Consider the following 15,049-nt stretch of genomic DNA (forward strand, 5'->3'; position numbering starts at 1 on the left):
CAGGTATCGGGCAAATTTGCCATTTATGGATGGGCACCCATTATGGCAGTGACCGGCCACTGGCCGGCATGGTTGCAAGATGATACCGTCAGGCGTCCAGCTGCCGAAGCTCCCTTTTGAGGTGGCCGATCTTCTCCTGGAGAGACCGGGAGGACGCTTTCATATGGTCCAGGGACGCAACGACCTTTTCCCTGTCCAGCCGCCGGGCCTGGATCAACGCCACCAGCCGGGACAGGTCGGCACCGTGGTGTTGGAACCGCTCCAGCAATTGGCGATACAAGGCCTCGGCGGCAGCATCGGCCAGTTTGAGCATGTACTGGAACTTGATGTTTTCCTTGTAGTCTTTCAGATGAAACAAGATGGATCGCTCCGTCTCACGCTTCATCCGCTTGACCCCTGACATGAGCGCCAGAAACTGCTCGTGGTGGGCCTTGTCCCCCGATTTCTTAAATGCTTTTCTGAACAGGTTGACGATCTTGTAAAAACCGAACCGCATGACCGCTTCGGTTTTGATCTGGGTGGAGTAGCGCATGGTGGCCGCCGCCGGCGGCAGCGACAGGCCGGCCATCTTGCGGATCGCTTCCAGCTCCGCTCCGATGCGAATCGGTGATGCCGCCGGTTGCAGGAAGTGGCTTCCATTGTCCACGGCATCGGCGTACCGGGCCAGAGCCTCGTCAATCATGCCGCCGTATGGCCCGGCCATCTCATCCAGATAGCCCATGAGTTTCTTTTCCTGCGCCTTGATAAAACGGATGACCTGGGGATTGACGATTTCGGCCATGTGCGCATCCACCGCCTGCCGGAATTCCTGAAAGACCGTGTACAGGGTGTTGGCAAATCCCGCGCTGACCAGGCTGTCTTCGTAGCGCTGCATCTCCACCTGATAACTGCGGATAAAACGGACAACCCCGTCGACGACACCATCGGCATGCGCATCGAAGAACCGGTCAATGGCGGTTTTCAATTCACCTTTGACCTGGCTGACAGCCCCGCCCATGGTGTTTTTGACGGTCACCTTCAGGCGGTCCAGGCGGTCCCGCTGACCGTAGACGCGATCGCCCAGTTCCCGGGCACCACCGGCGTCGCGGGTCAGCAGGTCCCGATTGAAAGCAATCCAGTTGCCAAGCCCCCCGGCCACAATTTCCAATCGTTCAAGATGGTTTTTAAGCAGTAACGTGCTGCGCTCCCGGCTGATTTTCTTTTCCAGAAACCGGTGAAAGCGGATCCGCTCTGTTTCAATGAATTCAATCATGTCCGTTTCGCGGCGCCAATGGTCGAAACGGTCCCGGTCCCTCCGGGACAGATCGGATTCCATCTGGGACATGAGAAAAAACAGGGCCGAATAGGTAAAGGTCTCAGGATTCGGGTGGATCAGGCGCAATTCCGCTTCTATTTTTTGAATCCCCCCGGAAAGGTCCGAAAGGGAATCATGCTCACTGAGATCGCAGTTCACCACGAACACGACGCTGTCAAGGATTCCCATCTTCCGGATCATGGACAGAAACCGGATATCCGCCTGTCGGAGTCCGGTACGGCTGCTGATGACATAAACCGTAAGATGGGCCATGGTCAGGTAGTCCTGAATCATGGCCAGGTGCAGCGGGTTGGGCGAGTCGCTGCCCTGGCAGTCGGCAACCTCCACCCCTTGGCCAAGCCCCCCCGCATCGATTTCCAGCAACACATCTTTCAAATAGACGGCCATGGCATCATCGCCTACGAAATCCCGGTGCAGGGGGAACCGGCCGTTCTCGAAGACGACGGTGGCGTGGTCGGCCTCGACCAGTTGTTGCACCTGGTCGTACCCCTTGAGATAGGAAGCCATCAGCACGCTGCCGGCACTGCGGGTGTCATTGGCGATCAGCTGATCGGCCGCCAGGTCCGCCAGCGCCTGATCGAGGATCCGTCGGTCTTTTTCCCGGCGGATGTCAAATGACTGCTCATCGCCTGACTGGAGGTGAGCGGGCAGCAGCACCGATGCCCCATCGATGTCCCGGTTCACTTCATCCCAGTTTTTCAAGTAGAGGCTGGCCCGCAGTCGGCTGCCGGCTCTCACCCGGGTGACGATGGATGTGACCACCCCCGCTCCCCGCTTTAGGTAATCACCTCCGAAGAGCGTATTCACAAAAGTACTTTTTCCTGATTTGATGGCACCGACAACGGCCACGCGCATCGTCTCTTCGGAGGTCTGCTCGGCAATGGTCCGGCAGGTGACTTTCCAGCGGGAAAGGCCCTCATCGGTCTGCTCGGTAATCTTCTCGGCGTCATCGAGAAGACGGGCCGTATCGTTGCTGATCCGGGTAAGCTGTTCCTTCAGTGTCTCGTATGATGCCATGTCGATCGTTGTCTCAAGTTTGGCGATTTTTCCGATCACGACGATTGCGGGAAAAGACGACCCGGTCGCCCGTGAAGGATCTTCCGGACGCCGGCCATGGTTTTTTACCTTTAAATGGGGCGATTGTCAAAGCCTTACCCAAGGACGCCCACCGATAACGGCATCCCCCTGAGGAACACAATGGCTTGTAAATCTTATGAGTTAATGATATACAACGATTCGAAATGAGACGAGATGGGCGGTTCAAATGCGCCAAATCAAGAATAAGGAACGCCAGACACATGTCAGAAAAACATCCGGAATGCCCATTATACAACCCGCTGAACTGCAAGGAGTACTACAATCCCAAACTCTGCGCATTCGTCAGAAAAGACAAGGTTTGTCTGAAAAAGAAAAAACCGAAGCAGAAACCCAAAAAGGACACCACCGAACAAAAAGGGGCGCAGTAACGCCCCTTTCCAATTCCTTACCCAGATTTTCCTTCAAATCCCGGCAATCCCTATCCAGCACGGATCGTTCGTACAGGGTCGTGGAGCATAATCCTACGAGATGATGCGTTTTTACGGCCGAATCCCCTCATGCTTGTCCATCAGGCATGGCCGGCCGTATCGGAAAGCAGCGCAGGGTCGATCCCGATTCCCTGCATGGCGGCTTCCCACCGCCTTTCCACTTCCATTTCAAAGGCAATCGATTTTGAATAGGGACCGTTAATCCAGGCATTGCCGCGAATCTCGCTCTCCAGTTGACCGGGCCCCCAGCCGGCGCACCCCAGGGCGATGATATATGCGGAAGGTCCGCGCCCCATGGCAATGGCTTCAAGGATATCCAGCGAGTTGCTCAAGGCAACTTCTCCGTTTACCATCATGCTGCCTTCCCAGGTAAAAGGTGCACCATGGAGAACAAAAATTTCATTCGAATGAACCGGTCCCCCGATGTGAACAGGAATCTTTTCTGCGTCGACAGCGGCAGTGATCCGCAATTCGTTAAAAATCATCCGCCCATTGATTTCCGGGTGGATGCGGGTGATCACGATGCCCATGGCACCTTTCGGATTGTGCTCGGACAGACAGGTGACGCTCTGGTAGAAGTTGGGGTCCCCCAGTCCGGGCATCGCCATGAGGAATTGCCCTTTCAAGGATTGCCATGTCTGGTCCATGGTGGGAATCTCCCCCGTTTGAATGATTGACGGATTCGTCATTGATTGGGCCAGCAACCGTATTGATCGGGAAGGCTGGGTGAAAAGTTCAAGCCCACGGTGGGCAAATCAATGGGAGTACGGCGTTCTGATCGATCGCCACAATGGCGGAGATGGCCGCACGAAAAACCGTTGGATTTTTCACCCGGTGTCATGTTTGCCCCCGTGTCGTCTACTTTAACGGCGTAACGGCGCAAAGGCAACAAAAAGCTTGACTTGCCCGAAACGGGCTGTTAGGGGTGTGACAACAATCAAATCGGTATGATAACAAATGAATAGCTGTTTCGCCCTTATTAACCTTATTGGTCTTATTCTTATCCTCGTAGTGGGTATCCTTATCCGCGACGGGGAAACGGGGGCGATAACGGCCTAAAACAGCCAACACCGGAAAATGCAAAATCCGTTATCCCCAAAGAGGCGATAACGGATTTTTTTTGTTTTTTACAGAAAGGACGCAAAGAGGGATGAAAAGCGACATCGCCAAAAAAGGCATTGAACGGGCACCGCACCGGGCCCTTTTCAAAGCAATCGGCTACACGGATGCCGAGATCAAACGACCGCTGATCGGGATTGCCAATGCCTTCAACACCGCGATTCCCGGGCATGTGCACCTGAACACCATCGCCCGGGCGGTCAAGGCCGGAATCTATATGGCCGGCGGCACACCGGTAGAATTCGGCACCATCGGTGTCTGCGACGGCATCGCCATGAACCATGCCGGCATGAAATACTCACTGGCCAGCCGCGAGCTCATCGCCGACTCCATTGAGGTGATGGCCACCGGCCATGCCCTGGACGCCATGGTAATGATCCCCAACTGCGACAAAATCGTTCCGGGCATGCTCATGGCTGCCGCACGCCTGGACCTGCCCACCATCTTTGTCAGCGGCGGTCCCATGCTGGCCGGTGAACACCCTGAGCAACCCGGCCGTAAAATCGACCTGATTACCGTTTTTGAAGCCGTCGGCGCTGTCAAAGCCGGTAAGATGGAACCCGGACAGCTGGCGGCCATCGAGGACGCAGCCTGCCCCACTTGCGGATCCTGTGCGGGCATGTTCACGGCCAATTCCATGAACTGTCTGACCGAAGCAATCGGCATGGGCCTTCCGGGAAATGGCACCATCCCGGCCGTTTATGCCGCCCGTGTGCGACTGGCCAAGCAGGCCGGCCTTCAGATCCTGGACCTGTGGAAACGCGGGATCACCGCAAGGCGAATCATGACCCCGGATGCATTTCACAACGCGCTGACCGTCGACATGGCGCTGGGATGTTCGACCAACACCGTGCTGCACCTGCCGGCCATTGCCGCAGAGGCCGGCGTGCAGCTGGACCTGAACATGATCAACACGATCAGCGAACGGACGCCTCACATCTGCTCGCTGAGCCCCGGCGGGGCGCACCATATTCAGGACCTGAACCGCGCGGGCGGCATCAGTGCGGTTCTCAAAATCTTGTCGACGGATAGATTGATCCATTCCGACTGCCTGACGGTAACGGGGGCGACCATCGCCGAAAACACCACTGCTGCCCACCCTCTTGACACCGACGTGATACGGCCTACGGATGCCCCCTACCACAAGCAGGGCGGCCTGGCCGTGTTGTACGGCAACCTGGCACCGGATGGATGCGTGGTCAAGCAGTCGGCCGTGCTCCCGGAAATGATGCGCCATGAAGGACCGGCCAGGGTCTTTGACTCGGAAGAGGCGGCGTCCGCCGCCATCATGGAGGGCCGCATCAACAGGGGAGATGTCGTCGTCGTGCGCTACGAAGGTCCTAAAGGCGGACCGGGGATGCGCGAAATGCTCACGCCCACCTCGGCGATTGCCGGGATGGACCTGGATGCGCACGTGGCCCTGATTACCGACGGCCGTTTTTCCGGTGGCTCCCGGGGAGCGGCCATCGGGCACGTCTCACCTGAAGCGGCCCAGGGCGGCACCATTGCCATCGTCAACGAGGGAGACCGCATTGCCATCGACATCCCCTCAAAAAAGGTTTCACTGTTGGTGGCCGATGAGGAGATCAACCAGCGTATGGCCAAGTGGCGGATGCCGGAGCCGAAGATCCGCCACGGGTACCTGGCCCGCTACGCCCGCCAGGTATCATCGGCCTGTCAGGGAGCAGTGGTCAGATGACGGAGGACAGACGACAGAAGCCGGAAAACAGAGGTCGGATTTCCGATCTCCAACCTCGGACTTCAGTAAAAAGGAGTACGAAACCCATGAAACTCACCGGAGCGCAGATTTTGATGGAAGTCCTCAAGGAGGAAGGCGTCGATTCCATATTCGGATTTCCCGGTGGCGCCACCATCGACATTCACGACAGCCTCGAAAAAACCGACATCCGCCACTACCTGGTGCGCCATGAACAGGGCGCGGTGCATGCCGCCGACGGTTACGCCCGGGTCACCGGCAAGGTCGGCGTCTGTCTGGTCACCTCCGGTCCTGGCGCCACCAACGCCGTTACCGGAGTGGCCACCGCATACATGGACTCGATCCCCCTGGTGATCATCAGCGGCCAGGTCCCCACCCATCTGATCGGCAACGATGCGTTCCAGGAAGTGGATATCGTCGGCATCACCCGGCCCTGCACCAAACACAACTACCTGGTTCCCTCGGTGGAAGAGCTGCCGCGGATTCTCAAGGAAGCCTTTCACATCGCCCGATCCGGCCGTCCGGGCCCGGTACTGGTGGACATCCCTAAAAACGTGCAGCAGGCAACCACCGGCTTCAAACCCAGGCAGCGGGTCAACCTCAAGTCCTACAGCCCTACTTACAAACCCAATGCCAAGCAGCTGCGCAAGGTGGTGGACCTGATCAAGTCCGCCCGGCGGCCGGTGATTTTTGCCGGTGGCGGCGTAATTCTCTCCAAGGGCGCCCGGGAACTGACCAGACTGGCCCACACCACCCAAATTCCGGTGACCATGTCCCTCATGGGGTTGGGGGCTTTCCCCGGTTCGGATCCCCTCTCGCTGGGCATGATCGGTATGCATGGCACTTATCGCGCCAACATGAGCACCGCCGAATGCGACCTGCTGATCGGAATCGGTGTACGCTTTGACGACCGGGTGACCGGCAAAACCGATTGCTTTGCCGCCCAGGCTGAAATCGTGCACATCGACATCGACCCCACCTCCATTCGAAAAAACGTGCCGGTAAGTATCCCTGTGGTGGGAGACTGCAAGAGCAGTCTGGAAGTGATCAACGCCTACCTGGCGGAAGAGGATCCGGACGCGCTGGTTGCCAATCGCGGCCCCTGGCTGGATCAGATCGACGAATGGAAGCAGAACTACAAGCTGGCCTACGACCAGCAGGAGGAAATCAAGCCCCAGTTCGTGGTCGAAAAGCTCTATGAACTGACCCGGGGGAAAGCCATCATCACCACGGAAGTGGGGCAAAACCAGATGTGGGCGGCCCAGTATTATCATTTCGACCGGCCGGGCCACTTTGTCACCTCCGGCGGACTGGGCACCATGGGTTTCGGCCTGCCGGCAGCCATCGGCGCCCAGGTGGCCTTTCCCGATGCCCTGGTTGTGGATGTGGCCGGAGACGGCAGCATTCAGATGAATATCCAGGAAATGGCCACGGCCATGCAATACAGCCTGCCGGTCAAGGTGGTGATCCTGAACAACTGCTACCTGGGCATGGTCCGCCAATGGCAGGAATTGTTCTACGACAAACGCTATGCCTGCACCTGTATGGATCACGCACCCGACTTCGTCAAACTGGCGGAGGCCTTCGGGGCGGTTGGACTGCGGGCCACCCGGCCGGACGAAGTGGAAGATGTTCTGCACCGGGGCCTTGAAACCCCCGGCCCGGTGATCATGGATTTCAGGGTGACCAGGGAAGAGTGCGTCTACCCGATGGTTCCGGCCGGTGCCCCCATTACGGAAATGCTGCTGGTTTAGGATTGGGAAGAATACAATGACGGAAGAAAAACACATTTTAACCATGCTGGTGGACAATGAACCCGGGGTGCTGTCCCGCATCGTCGGATTGTTCAGCGGCCGTGGATTCAATATCGAGAGCCTCTGCGTGGCTGAGACCATCGACCCCCGGGTATCACGGATCACCATCGTCACCAAAGCCAATGAACCGCTCGTCGAACAGATCGAAAAGCAGCTTCGAAAACTCATCAATGTGATCAAGCTCAGGGACCTTACCGGGTCCGGATCGGTTCAACGGGAGATGGCACTGATCTGTGTGCGGGCCAAGCCTGAAAACCGTGACGAGATTCTGCGGATGGTGGATATTTTCAGGTGCAAGGTTGTTGACGTGGGCCCCGAGTATTACATTATCGAGGCCACCGGGACCGCGGACAAGATGAAGGCCCTGGTCGACCTGCTCAAACCCATGGGAATCAAGAAAATCGCCCGGACAGGCACCATCGCCCTGTTCAGAGAGCCTCGCTGAACCGTCGACACCTCATGCCGCCGGGGCATGAACCGTCGACCAAACCAACCGATCCGGCAGGCATCCGATGTCAGCCGGGCGTAAAAAAAAACAATCAAGGAGTACCAGATGGCGAATATCGACTTTGGCGGAACGATCGAAGAAGTGGTCACATCAGAGGAATTTACCCTCCAGCAGGCGCGTGAGGTGCTGAAAAAAGAGACGGTCGCCGTGCTCGGCTACGGCGTGCAGGGTCCGGGACAGGCGCTGAACATGCGAGACAACGGTATTGCCGTGATCGTGGGCCAGCGGGAGGGCACCGCGTCGTGGGACAAGGCTGTCGCCGACGGGTTCGTCCCCGGGGAAACCCTTTTGCCCATCGAAGAAGCCGCCAAAAAGGCCACGGTCATCCAATACCTGCTCTCAGACGCCGGCCAGGTCGCCATGTGGCCCACCATCAAAAGCTGCCTGGACGAAGGGGATGCCCTCTACTTTTCCCACGGCTTCGGCATCGTGTACCGGGATCAGACCGGAATCGTTCCCCCGGAAAACGTGGACGTAATCCTGGCGGCGCCCAAGGGGTCCGGCACCACCGTGCGCACCAATTTTTTAGATGGCAGCGGCATCAACTCCAGCTTTGCCGTGCATCAGGACTATACCGGGCGGGCCAGGGAACGCACCCTCGCCCTGGGCATCGCCATCGGCTCCGGCTACCTGTTCCCCACCACCTTTGAAAAAGAGGTCCACAGTGATCTCACCGGCGAGCGCGGTGTACTCATGGGCTGTCTGGCGGGTGTCATGGAAGCCCAGTACAAGGTGTTGCGCAAGAACGGCCACAGCCCCAGCGAAGCCTTCAACGAGACGGTCGAAGAACTGACCCAGAGCCTGATCCGCCTGGTGGCCCAAAACGGCATGGACTGGATGTACGCCAACTGCAGCACCACCGCCCAGCGTGGCGCCCTGGACTGGGCCCCCCGCTTCCGGGATGCCGTGGCACCGGTGTTCGAACAGCTTTACCAAAGCGTGGTCACCGGTGAAGAGACCCGGCGAACCCTGGATTGCAACAGTGCCCCGGACTATCGGGAGCGGCTGGACGCGGAGCTCAAGACCATCCACGATTCTGAAATGTGGCGGGCCGGTGCCGCGGTACGCGCCCTTCGACCTGAAAACAGGCGCAAATAAAGGTTTCGGGGTCCGGACAGCACCTTACCCGGACCCCGGGTCCGCAGCAGTGTCAGGAGCAACATCATGGAACCGATCCTTATCTATGACACCACCTTGAGAGATGGCACCCAGGGAGAGAACGTCACTTTCACGGCCGACGAAAAGCTGAAAATCGCCATGCGGCTGGACGACATCGGCATCCATTACATCGAGGGCGGATGGCCCGGATCCAATCCCAGAGACATCCGTTTTTTCGATCTGGCCAAGCGGGAGCAGTTTAAAACGGCCCGCATCACGGCCTTCGGGTCCACCAGAAAGCCGGGCATCGAAGCCGCCGACGATCCCAACCTGACGGCGATCATTCAAAGCGACACGCCAACGGCGGCGATATTCGGCAAAAGCTGGCCCCTTCACGTGCAGGCGATCATGGACAACACCCTTGAGGAAAACCTGGCCATGATCGCTGACAGCGTGGCCTTTCTCAAAAGCAGGGATCGGGAAGTGATTTACGACGCCGAGCACTTCTTCGACGGATTCAAGGATTCCCCGGACTATGCACTGGACACCCTGGTGGCAGCCTTCGACGCCGGCGCTGATTTTCTGGTTCTGTGCGACACCAACGGCGGCACCCTGCCCCACGAGGTGGAAGGAATCAGCCGGTCAGTCCTGGAGAGACTCAACACCCGGGTGGGAGATGGAAGGCCGGTGAAGCTGGGCATCCATACCCACAACGACTGCGGCATGGCGGCGGCCAACGCCTTATCGGCCATCAATTGCGGGGCCGTCATGGTTCACGGCACCATCAACGGCTACGGAGAACGGTGCGGCAATGCCGACCTGACCACCATCATCCCTGTTCTCAGCGCTAAAATGAACCGTCCCTGCATCCCCGGAGAAAAATTGAGCGGCCTGAAAAGCCTCTCCCGGTATGTGAGCGAAACGGCCAACATTGTGCCGCTGAATGCCCGCCCTTTCGTGGGGCACAGCGCCTTCGCCCACAAAGGCGGCATCCACGTGAGCGCCATCATGAAAGAATCCCGGGCCTACGAACACATGAACCCGGAAACCGTCGGCAATCAGCGCCGGGTGCTCATGTCCGACCTGGCCGGCAAGAGCAACGTGGAGTACAAGGCCAGGGAGATGGGGGTGGACCTCGGCGCCAACGGTTTCGACAGCAAGACCATCGTGGCGGCCATCAAACAGATGGAAGACGAAGGGTACCAGTTCGACGTGGCCGACGGCTCGTTCCAGATCATGCTGGAAAAATTCACCGAACAGTTCAAGCCGTTGTTCGACCTGGAATCCTTCCGGGTGACCATCGAAAAGGACAAGGACCTGCCCTGTTCAGCCCATGCCACCATCAAAATATCGGTGGGCGACAATCACGAGATCACCGCCGCAGAAGGCCTGGGTCCGGTAAGCGCCCTCGACAATGCCCTGAGAAAAGCACTGGGCAATTTCTACCCGGACCTGGACAGCATGCAGTTGGTCGACTTCAAGGTCAGGGTGGTGGATGGCCGGGATGGGACGGAAGCCAAGGTCCGTGTCTTTATTGAATCCCGGGATCAGGACCAGATCTGGAGCACCATCGGCGTCTCCGAAGACATCATCGAAGCCAGCTGGCATGCCCTGGCCGACAGTTTCCAGTTCAAACTGGCCAAAGAAGCCAGACAGGCAGGCAAATTGCCGAAACCCGGCAGCGCCGTTGCCAGGAATTTAAAACTGGGATGGTCCATGTCGTGCATCGCGTGACCGTTGACCAACCCTTATGACGAGGAATGACGGAATAATGAAACCCACCAAGGAAGGTACTGACGCCGCGGGAAAGGCAGACCGCCATCACCCGCGGCGCGCACTCTGCATTGCCTGATTTTCTTTCCTTTTTGTTTTTCGAGACGCAACCCCGTTCGCCCATTCATGGCAGGACCATGGTTACGGCGATACCCGATGGGATGCCCGATGCCTGGCCACCCGGGCCAGGGACATACCACCTGAAGGAGAACAGCAATGACCGAGCACGTTAAAATATTCGACACCACCTTAAGGGACGGCGAACAGAGTCCCGGTGCCAGCATGAATACCAATGAAAAACTGCGTCTGGCCGTCCAATTGGAGAAACTGGGCGTAGATATTATCGAAGCGGGGTTTCCCGCTGCATCCGAAGGAGACTTCGAAGCCGTTTCTGAAATTGCCAAACGGTTGAAGTCGACCGAGGTGGCCGGCCTGGCGCGGGCAAACAAGGGCGACATCGACCAGGCCTGGGGGGCCATCCGGCACGCCGAGAACCCGCGCATTCACACCTTCATCGCCACCTCGGACATCCACCTGGACTACAAGCTGAAAATGTCCCGGGATGAGGTGGTCAACGCAGCCGTGGAGGCCGTCAAGTATGCCAAAACCTTCACCGACAACGTGGAGTTCTCCGCCGAAGACGGGTCCCGCAGCGATCGGGACTACCTGTGCAAGGTGTTCGGTGCCGCCATCGAGGCCGGCGCCACCACGGTCAACCTGCCCGACACGGTGGGCTATGCCGTACCCCAGGAGTTCGAGGAGATGGTCAGGTATGTCATCGCCAACACCCCGAACATGCACAAGGCCACATTGAGTGTCCACTGCCACAACGACCTGGGGCTGGCCACGGCCAATACCATCGCCGCCATCAATGCCGGTGCCCGGCAGGCCGAAGTCACCATCAACGGTATCGGCGAACGGGCGGGAAACACCTCCATGGAAGAGGTCATCATGGCCCTGCACACCCGCCAGAACCTCATGCCCTTTGAAACGGGCATCCGGACCGAGCACATCTACCCTTCCAGCCGTCTGGTCAGCATGATCACCGGCATCATGGTTCAGCCCAACAAAGCCGTGGTGGGCGCCAATGCGTTTGCCCATGAAGCCGGCATTCACCAGGACGGAATGCTCAAGAACCCCATGACCTATGAGATCATGAAACCGGAAACCATCGGCCTGAGCCGCAACAACCTGGTTCTGGGCAAGCATTCCGGCCGCCATGCCCTTTATGCCCACTTGAAGACGCTGGGCTATGACCTCTCCGAAGACGAACTGAAGACGGTTTTCAAACAGTTCAAGGCGCTGGCCGACAAGAAAAAACACGTCATGGACGAAGACCTGGAAGCCCTGGTCACCGAAGGCGTGCTGCGGTCTGCCGAAGTCTTCTCACTGGAATACCTGCACGTCACCTGCGGCACCACGGTCATGCCCATGGCCAGCGTAAAGCTGTCCATCAACGGTCGGTCCGTCAAAGGCGCCAACTACGGAAACGGTCCCATCGACTCGGCATTCAACACCATCGCCCAGTTGACCAATGCCAGCGCCGAACTGCTGCGCTTTACCGTCAGCGCCCTGACCGGCGGCACCGATGCCCAGGGCGAGGTAACCGTTCGCCTGCGCGAAAACGGCCTGGTGGCCCTGGGCCGCGGTTCCGATCCGGACATCATCACCGCCAGCGCCAAGGCCTACATCAACGGGCTGAACCGGCTGGAGTATCTGAAGGCCCACCCGGTCAAGGCGGTGCAGGGGATGTAGGTCGGAGGACCGACGACGGAGGTCCGAAGTCGTAAAACTGGGAACAGAGATTCCGGAATTGAGGGATTGGGGATTGAGTCCAATGGTTCACAGTGAACGGAAACGGTAAACCCTTAACCTGAAAATCCGGTATCATTCCCAAAATAGTGACTGCGTCCCCTCGCCCCTTTAGGGCAGAGGGACAGGGTGAGGGGGATTAAGGGATTGGAGAAATCCGGAATTAACGGAATCCTCTCGCCCTTCCTTTCGCTTTTCATTCTGTGCAAGGGATAGGGGCAATTTGTCTCGGATTTGCTGGCTTGCGCAGGAGCGGCTTCCAGCCGCAATGAATTGCGGATCTGCATTGATCGCGGCGGGAGGCTGCTCCTGCGCCGATTATTGTAACCGTTTTCTTATTATCGTAAAAAAGGCGGACACCGTGAAAACGGGGTCCGCCTTTGTTTTTAGGAAAAACCTTTCAGGAGGGTTTTTTCCTATTTCTTGAATTTCTTGCGACTCACGCCGGCCAGGCCGATGAGGCCGGTACCCAGCAGCATCAGGGTGGCGGGTTCGGGGACGGGGGCGGCAGAGACCAGGACATCTTGACCTTGGTTTTCTGCTATCATCACCAACCCACCGCTATTGGACCAACCTTTTGAAACAGCAGAATTTGCACTGCTTATCAAAGAGTCCGCTTCAGCTCTGTGATCACCGCTATAGCTGGCGAGATCTCCATTTAAGATCCAGAAGGCATATTGCAATGCACTCTCGTTGGCGCCATCTAATCCGTTCAATTCCCAATTGTAATACAACCAGGCAATCTGGTTCCCTGTATTCTCCCATCTCGCAGTAACATCCGTTAATTTTTGTACTACATATGGTGTATTGGTGTAAGTGTTTTCGGTGTATTCAAGACAAAATGTTCCCCATGATTTGCCGCTGCCAACAATATTAAAAACCATCTCGCCTGCCCTGGTAACAGGATTCCATGAATCTAATATGATAGAATCACCTTCTTCTACCTGATAAGGGATTGCGACTGCAGTCTGTGCTAATATCAAGCACCCCAAGATGGTGCACAATAAAAACCCCAATAATTTCTTCATACTCTCATCCTCTTAACTTCGCTTTGTCGATCAATAAGGTATGTGTACAACCTAACACTGTCATAGCAACCAGTATGCCAGAAAATAAGGGCATAAAGGGCCGCATCTCCAAGCCAATAATTTATTTCAATATCTACAGCATGTTAATTGTAAAATTTTTCTGGATAACCACTTAAGCGGCATGGTTTGTGTGAACACGTCGACAACTTTCCAATTAAACTAAGAAAATAAAGTAACAACCTCCAGGCAATTAAGAAATTAATAACACAATTCACTTGGCAGAACCGCTTTGTTAAATAGAGACGAGACAAGCTCAGATGGTAAACAGTTATATTGAGGCGGGAGCGCAGTACTGTGGTATGAAGGATGATCCCCAATTTTTCCATTTCCGAGTAATACTTTCTATTATTTTCTTTTTCGCGAAATGCCTTCGTACGTTATGGATATAGGGCAGTTAAGACTTTGAATGAAGAACAGCACCCAACAGGATTATGGCAAGGGCATTAAAAAAGGGCAGGATAATAAATATCATCCTGCCCTTGTAGTTTTTTGGAGAATGTTATTATATTATGTAAAATTTTTCACAGGGTCGAAAAAGCAACTGAAGATTCAAAGGAACAATTAAGTCAGTTGTCGAAAAGCCACGAGCAATTGTTTTGCCTAAACACCTACAGCCTTCATCCTAACCACCAGCACCTATAGCCCCAACAACCCCTTCCGGATCTTCTTGTCCGCCTTCTCCCCCACATTATAGCGATAGTACATCTGCGCGAAGGTGTTTCCCTCGATGGTGCCTTTGACCTGGCCCTGGTAGGTCAATGTGATGCCTTTGCCCGGAACGTAGACCGACTCGGACGTCAGTCCCGGCTTCATGTCCGCATCCAGCCAGGAGGCGTATTTGTCGATATCCGCACGGTTGGCATCCACCAGGTCCCTGGGGTTGCCCTTCTCCATCAGGTCAACGAACCCCTCGCTGATTTTCTTGGCGGTGGCCTTGCTGGTCAGGTAGTGGGTGAGCATGTATTTGACCTGTTCGGATTCGATGACTTCATTGGGGTCCTTGGTGGGATTTTCCAGGTAAAGGCCGACGGCATAGACTTTCACGAAACCCAGTTTTTTGAGGTAGGACACCCCGTTCAGCTTGAGGGTTTTGCCTTCGATGGTCTTTTCGGTGGGAAATTTGACGCCCAGGATCTCCACTTCACCGGCGAAACCGATGCCGGCAACAACGAATACGAACACAACGGCCATGGCACATGCAATCAGTCTTCTGCTCATCCTCTTCTCCTTTGGTTGTCAGCGACCATCCGATGAGGCGGCCTCCGGATGGCAGGTTCTT

The 15,049-nt window shown here is 56.6% G+C and carries 11 protein-coding genes; 7 read left to right on the forward strand and 4 right to left on the reverse strand.

Translation table 11 applies throughout. The features are described 5' to 3' along the window. Positions 1-88: 88 nt before the first annotated feature. Positions 89-2,371 carry a dynamin family protein gene (locus DSCA_RS06920; protein WP_155315728.1) on the reverse strand — a complete coding sequence of 761 codons (2,283 nt, stop codon included), beginning with the start codon at positions 2,369-2,371 and terminating at the stop codon, positions 89-91. Between the two features lie 242 nt (positions 2,372-2,613). Here DSCA_RS06920 and DSCA_RS31940 point away from each other — a divergent pair, with 242 nt between their 5' ends. Continuing rightward, positions 2,614-2,781 (forward strand): hypothetical protein, encoded by a 168-nt coding sequence (locus DSCA_RS31940; RefSeq protein WP_167527646.1) that lies wholly within the window; start codon positions 2,614-2,616, stop codon positions 2,779-2,781. Positions 2,782-2,921: 140 nt separating this feature from the next. Here DSCA_RS31940 and DSCA_RS06925 read toward each other — a convergent pair whose 3' ends face one another. Beyond that, positions 2,922-3,488 (reverse strand): YqgE/AlgH family protein, encoded by a 567-nt coding sequence (locus tag DSCA_RS06925; protein WP_155315729.1) that lies wholly within the window; start codon positions 3,486-3,488, stop codon positions 2,922-2,924. 503 nt (positions 3,489-3,991) lie between these two features. Here DSCA_RS06925 and ilvD point away from each other — a divergent pair. The 6 genes from ilvD (at position 3,992) to DSCA_RS06955 (ending at position 12,625) form a co-directional block, all read left to right on the forward strand. Further along, positions 3,992-5,659 (forward strand): dihydroxy-acid dehydratase, encoded by a 1,668-nt coding sequence (ilvD, locus tag DSCA_RS06930; protein ID WP_155315730.1) that lies wholly within the window; start codon positions 3,992-3,994, stop codon positions 5,657-5,659. Between the two features lie 86 nt (positions 5,660-5,745). Continuing rightward, entirely contained in the window at positions 5,746-7,431 is a 1,686-nt protein-coding gene (gene ilvB, locus DSCA_RS06935) for a biosynthetic-type acetolactate synthase large subunit (protein ID WP_155315731.1), read from the forward strand. A 16-nt stretch (positions 7,432-7,447) separates the two neighbouring features. Then, complete coding sequence (gene ilvN, locus DSCA_RS06940; RefSeq protein ID WP_155315732.1) at positions 7,448-7,936, forward strand: acetolactate synthase small subunit; 489 nt, start codon at positions 7,448-7,450, stop codon at positions 7,934-7,936. Positions 7,937-8,044: 108 nt separating this feature from the next. Beyond that, positions 8,045-9,097 (forward strand): ketol-acid reductoisomerase, encoded by a 1,053-nt coding sequence (gene ilvC / locus DSCA_RS06945; protein WP_155315733.1) that lies wholly within the window; start codon positions 8,045-8,047, stop codon positions 9,095-9,097. A 66-nt stretch (positions 9,098-9,163) separates the two neighbouring features. Next, positions 9,164-10,831 carry a citramalate synthase gene (gene cimA, locus DSCA_RS06950; protein WP_155315734.1) on the forward strand — a complete coding sequence of 556 codons (1,668 nt, stop codon included), beginning with the start codon at positions 9,164-9,166 and terminating at the stop codon, positions 10,829-10,831. Between the two features lie 255 nt (positions 10,832-11,086). Continuing rightward, entirely contained in the window at positions 11,087-12,625 is a 1,539-nt protein-coding gene (locus tag DSCA_RS06955; RefSeq protein ID WP_155315735.1) for a 2-isopropylmalate synthase, read from the forward strand. A gap of 473 nt (positions 12,626-13,098) precedes the next feature. Here the strand turns inward: DSCA_RS06955 and DSCA_RS06960 are convergent, their stop codons facing one another. Continuing rightward, a complete protein-coding gene (locus DSCA_RS06960; protein WP_155315736.1) occupies positions 13,099-13,710 on the reverse strand; it encodes a PEP-CTERM sorting domain-containing protein in 612 nt (203 codons plus the stop codon). 696 nt (positions 13,711-14,406) lie between these two features. After that, positions 14,407-14,988: a chalcone isomerase family protein gene (locus DSCA_RS06965; RefSeq protein WP_155315737.1), complete on the reverse strand. Its 582-nt coding sequence runs from the start codon at positions 14,986-14,988 to the stop codon at positions 14,407-14,409. Between the last annotated feature and the right edge of the window lie 61 nt (positions 14,989-15,049).

This window comes from Desulfosarcina alkanivorans, assembly GCF_009688945.1.
Taxonomy (GTDB): Bacteria; Desulfobacterota; Desulfobacteria; order Desulfobacterales; family Desulfosarcinaceae; genus Desulfosarcina; species Desulfosarcina alkanivorans.